At 70.6% G+C, this 5,065-nt stretch carries 3 protein-coding genes and 1 pseudogene; all 4 read right to left on the bottom strand.

Annotated features, from left to right (window positions below):
- Positions 1 to 213 (bottom strand): annotated as a pseudogene (locus FDZ70_06190) (chemotaxis protein).
- Between the two features lie 936 nt (positions 214 to 1,149).
- Positions 1,150 to 2,760 carry a methyl-accepting chemotaxis protein gene (locus tag FDZ70_06185; GenBank protein ID TLM76806.1) on the bottom strand — a complete coding sequence of 537 codons (1,611 nt, stop codon included), beginning with the start codon at positions 2,758 to 2,760 and terminating at the stop codon, positions 1,150 to 1,152.
- Positions 2,757 to 3,275, bottom strand: a complete 519-nt coding sequence (locus FDZ70_06180) for a purine-binding chemotaxis protein CheW (GenBank protein TLM76805.1) — start codon at positions 3,273 to 3,275, stop codon at positions 2,757 to 2,759. Before FDZ70_06180 ends, FDZ70_06185 begins: the two co-directional genes overlap by 4 nt.
- A partial coding sequence (locus FDZ70_06175; protein ID TLM76804.1) for a chemotaxis protein CheA occupies positions 3,272 to 5,065 on the bottom strand: 1,794 nt, incomplete at its 5' end. The genes FDZ70_06180 and FDZ70_06175, both read right to left, overlap by 4 nt.

Genomic DNA, 5,065 nt, shown 5'->3' with positions numbered 1-5,065 from the left:
CGCCGCCACGCCCTGCTCCGCGCTGGTGCGCGACTGCTCGATGAGCTCGGTCGTCTGCCTCGCCGCCTCGGCGCTGCGCTGCGCGAGGTTGCGGACCTCCTCGGCCACGACCGCGAACCCGCGGCCGGCCTCACCCGCACGAGCGGCCTCGACGGCCGCGTTGAGTGCGAGCAGGTTCGTCTGGAACGCGATCTCGTCGATGGTCTTGATGATGCGGGCCGTCGAGTCGGATGTCTCCTTGATCCGCGCGATCGCGGCGCACAGCTGCTCCATCACGGTCGCGCCCTGCCCGGCCAGCTCGCTGGCCTCCGCCGACCGTGAGGCCGCCGAACGGCTGTTGTCGACGTTCTCCATCGTCATGCCGGCGATGGCGTCGAGCGCCGACGAGGTCTCCTCCAGACTCGACGCCTGCTCGCTCGCCCCGCTGGCGAGGCTCTGGCTCGAAGCCGCGACCTGCTCGGCCGCACCGCGCATCGCGGCACCGGCGGACTGCAGCCCTTCGACCACGCGCCGGATCGGGCGCATGATCGAGACTCTGAGCACCAGCATGGTGACGATACCGAGCCCTATGGTGACCAGGCCGGTGATCATGGCGACCCGGGCCGCGTTCTCGATCTCCGCCTGAAGGGCCGACGTTTCCGAGTTCTGCGCTTCGGTGGCGGCCTCGCGTGCCGCGGCGGCGGCGGCGATCATCTTCGCCTGCTCTGCGGCCATGACGTCCGATTCTGCCGCGGCGAACCCGCGGACGAGCCGGTCGCGACCGGTCGCGAGGAGATCCGCGACCTCCCCGAGCTCGGCGTCATCCCAGGCGTCGGCGATCGCGGCCAGCGCCTCGACGTCGGCGTCGAGCGCCTTGATGAGAACGGTGTGGCGCTTCGCGTCGTCCGGGTCTTGCGCGCTGCCGGCCCGCTCCAGCGCGTCGAGGCGCAGAAGGGTGGCTTCCACGTTCGCGAGGGTCGTGCGTGCCGCGACGCGGTGGTCGAACAGCTCGATGCCCTTGTCGACGGCGGTCCCCAGCGAGCTGACCGAGATCGTCAACAGTGCGATCACGAGTGCGAGGACCACCGCGAAGCCCACGAACAGCTTGGCGCCGATGCCCATCTTGCTCAGTCTCGTGTTCATCGTCCTTCTCCTGTTCTGCCGCTGTGATCAGAAGTCGGCGAGGTCGTCGTCATCGAGCGGGATGACCTGCTCGGGACTGAGACGCACCGGCGCGTGAGCGGCCACAGCGACGTGCGGGCGGGCGGGTGTACGGCCGACGGCGTCCTGCGGAGGAGCGACCGGGGCCTTGGCGGCGGCGTCCCTGCCGCCGCGGACGGTACGGATGAGGGCGCTGACCATCCCGTGGAGCTCGGCGGCCTGTGCGGAGAGCTCCTCACTGGCCGAGGCGGACTCCTCCGCGTTGGCGGCGTTGGCCTGGGTGACACGGTCCATGTCCGCCACGGCGGTGTTGACCTGGTCGATGCCTTCGGCCTGCTCCTCGCTGGCCGTCGCGATCCGGCCGACGAGTTCCGTCACGTGATCGACACCCTCGGCGATCTTGACGAGACCGGCCGTGACGCCCTCCGACACGCTGACGCCGCGGACAGCGCTGGTCTGCGACTCCTCGAGCAGGGCCGAAGTGCTCTTGGCGGCCTCGGCGCTGCGCTGCGCGAGGTTGCGGACCTCCTCGGCCACCACGGCGAACCCGCGGCCGGCCTCGCCGGCACGGGCGGCCTCGACGGCAGCGTTGAGCGCGAGCAGGTTCGTCTGGAACGCGATCTCGTCGATGGTCTTGATGATGCGGGCCGTCGAGTCCGACGTCTCCTTGATCCTCGCGATGGCGTCGTTCAGCTCGCGAACGGACTCCACGCCGCGGGTGGCCGAGGCCTGGGCGTCCCGTGCGACCTCGTCGGCCTTGCGGGAGTTCGAGGCGTTCTCCCGGGTCATGCCGGCCATCTCCTCCAGCGCGCTGGAGGTCTCCTCGATGTTGGCGGCCTGCTCGCTCGACCCGTGGGCGAGCTGCTGGCTCGCGGAGGCGACCTGCGCGCTCGCGCTGAACACCTGCTCCGCGCTGACGGACAGGCCCGTGATGACCCGCTCGAGCGGGCGCGTGATGCTCAGGATGTTGAGCAGCGCCAGCGCGATCGCAAGCACGACGCCGCCGGCCACTCCGCCGCCGGTCAGCAGCGTCGCGCGGCGGTTGGCCGCCTGGGCCTGCGCCATCTCATCGGCGGCGCGCGCGTTCTCGTTGTCGATCATCTTGAACAGGACGTCGATCGAGGCGAGGTACTGGTCGTTCGAGGCATCGGCGTTGGCGATCGCCTTGTCGTGCCAGGTCGCGTCCCCGGTCGCGAGGTACTTCGACTGCAGGTCGACGGTGTGACCGTCGGCGGCCTGCAGGTCGCTCCAGGCCTTCTTGAGCTTCGGCATGAGCTCGGCGTTCGAGGGGGCGAGGTACTTCGATGCGTACTCGTCGAGGGCCTTGGTCGCGTCGGCGTTGTTGCTCTTCCACGCCGCGAAGTACTCAGCCGTGAGCGCCGGGTCCTCGGTCAGGAGAAGACCCTGGCTGTACGTGTACATCGACTCCTGCATCGCCTGGAACTCGCGCAGCCGGTCGATGCCCGGCAGGGCCGAGTTCGCAACCAGCTCGCTATGCGTCATCGTCTGATCGAGCCCGACGTAGGCTGACACACCGATACCGAGCAGGATCAGGCACACGGTCCCGAACGCCATCGCCAGCTTCGTGCGGACAGACATGCCACCGAACCGTCCGTTCATCGGGATCCCTCCCCGTCCTCGCAGGCGGCACGCGCGGCCGACTCGACCGCACTCGCCTGCTCGTCTGACAACACTTCATCGATGTCGAGGAGCAGCACGACGCGCCCCTCTACCCTGCCGATGGCGCTGATGTACGACGTGTCGGCCATCCGCCCGAACTCGGGTGTGGCCTCCATCTGCTCGCCCGTGAACGCCACCACGTCCGAGACCGTGTCGACGACGAGCCCGACGACCCTGTCGCCGACATCGCCCTCGAGACGCGCGATCACGATGCAGGTACGCTCGCCCATCGCGGACGCGTCCATCCCCAGCGCCTGGCGCAGGTCGATCACGGGGATCACCCTGCCGCGGAGATTGACCACACCGGCGAAGGCGGCGGGCAGCCTCGGCACCCGGGTCACCGGGAGCAGGCCCACGATCTCCTGAACGCGGAGGATCTCGAGCCCGTAGATCTGGTCGTCCAGTCCGAACGTCAGGTACCTCCCACCGGCGGGCGTGGTGTGCTGAACGGTCACGAGCGCTCACCCTTTCGGTCCTGCGCGGCCGCCGACAGGCCGACCGCATCCACGATGATCCCGACACGGCCGTCGGGCATGATCGCCCCGCCGGCCATGCCCTCTGCACTGACCAGCCCGTCACCGAGTGGCTTGATGACGGTCTGCTGCTGCCCGAGGAGCTCACACGCGACGAAGCCGGTCCTCGACTCGCCGTCGCGCGTGATGATGACGACGCCCCGCGTCGGGTCCTGGACCGCACCGGGGGTGTCGAAGAGCCTGTCGAGCCGGACCAGCGGGACGGGCCCGTCGTCGGTGAGGAGCAGGTCGCCCTGCGGCACCGACGCGATCGCCTCGGGCGCGGGCCGGACGCAGCGCTCGATCGACGGCATCGGGAACACGTACCGCTCTTCGCCCACGCGCACGACCATCCCGTCGATGATCGCCAAGGTGACGGGCAGGCGGATCACGACGCTCGTGCCGTCACCGGGACGCGACCGCAGTTCCACGCGTCCACGCAACGACTCGACGGCGCGGCGGACGGCGTCCATGCCGACCCCGCGGCCGGAGACGTCCGTGACCTCGGACGCCGTTGAGAGGCCCGGAGCGAACACGAACCGCTCGGCGTCCTCGTGGCTGACTTGGGACTCATCCGAGGCCAGCCCGGCCGTGACGGCGCGCCGTGCGACCGCGGCGGCGTCGATGCCCCGTCCGTCGTCGGCGACCTCGATGTGCACCGCCCCGCCGACGTGGCTCGCGCTGAGCACGATGGTGCCCACGCGGGGCTTGCCGGCGGCCTCACGCTCGTCAGGCGACTCGATGCCGTGGTCCACCGCGTTCCGCAACGCGTGCACGAGGGGATCCTGGATCCGGTCGACGACGGCCTTGTCGAGCTCGGCGTCCTCCCCGAACACGGTGAGTGCGACCTGCTTGCCCGCCTTGTCCGCGAGATCGCGCACGAGGCGGCGCATCCGCAGGAACGTCGGGCGCAGCGAGACCATCCGCATCGAGGTGGCGAGTTGCTGCAGCTCTCGGGTGATCTTGTCGAGTCCGTCGAGCCTGCCCTCCACGAGCTCGTGCGCCTCACGCTGCCTCACAGCACCGGAGACGGTGGACTCCGCGATGACGAGCTCGCCGATCAGGTCGAGCAGGGCGTCGAGCCGCGCCTCGTCCACGCGGACGGTGCCCACGGACGTGGACGCCGTGGGCGCGGACACGGCGGTGCGCGCCGCAACGGGGTCTCCGTCCGCCTGAGGGGCCGCGCCGGCAGCCGACGCGCACAGACTGCGCAGAGCGTCGACGGCGGCGAACAGCGCTGAGACGGTCGCGGTGTCGAGCGCCGAGGCGCCGGACCGGGCTTCGGCGAGCAGCGACTCGGACTCGTGCGCGTGATCGGAGACGCCTGCGAATCCGAGGAAGCCGGACATCCCCTTGACCGTGTGGAACGCCCGGAACACGGCGTCGATCGCGGTACGATCCGACGGGTCGGCCTCGAGCGCGAGAAGCTGCGCCTCGGCGTCGTCACAGTGCTCGTGCGCGCGCACGAGGAAGTCGCGCATGAGCACCTCGTCATCGGAGACCGCGGACTCAGGAGCGGTCGAGGTGGCGGGCGTGGCGGGCGTGACCACGGGGGAGGCGGCCGCGGACGCCGCGATCGCGGTCACGAGCGCGAGGTAGGCGGCCTCGAGACCAGCCGGGTCACCGGTGGCGTCGGCGAAGCGCCTGGCTTCGGCCAGCGCCCGCTCGGCCGCGCTCGCAGCCGCGGGACGGTCGCTGACCGCCGTCGCGAGGTCCTCGAAAGCACCGACGAG

The sequence above is a fragment of the Actinomycetota bacterium genome, from assembly GCA_005774595.1.
In the GTDB taxonomy this organism is placed as follows: domain Bacteria; phylum Actinomycetota; class Coriobacteriia; order Anaerosomatales; family D1FN1-002; genus D1FN1-002.
Note: the sequence above shows the minus strand (reverse complement) of the source record. Positions and strands in the feature narration are given on the sequence as shown.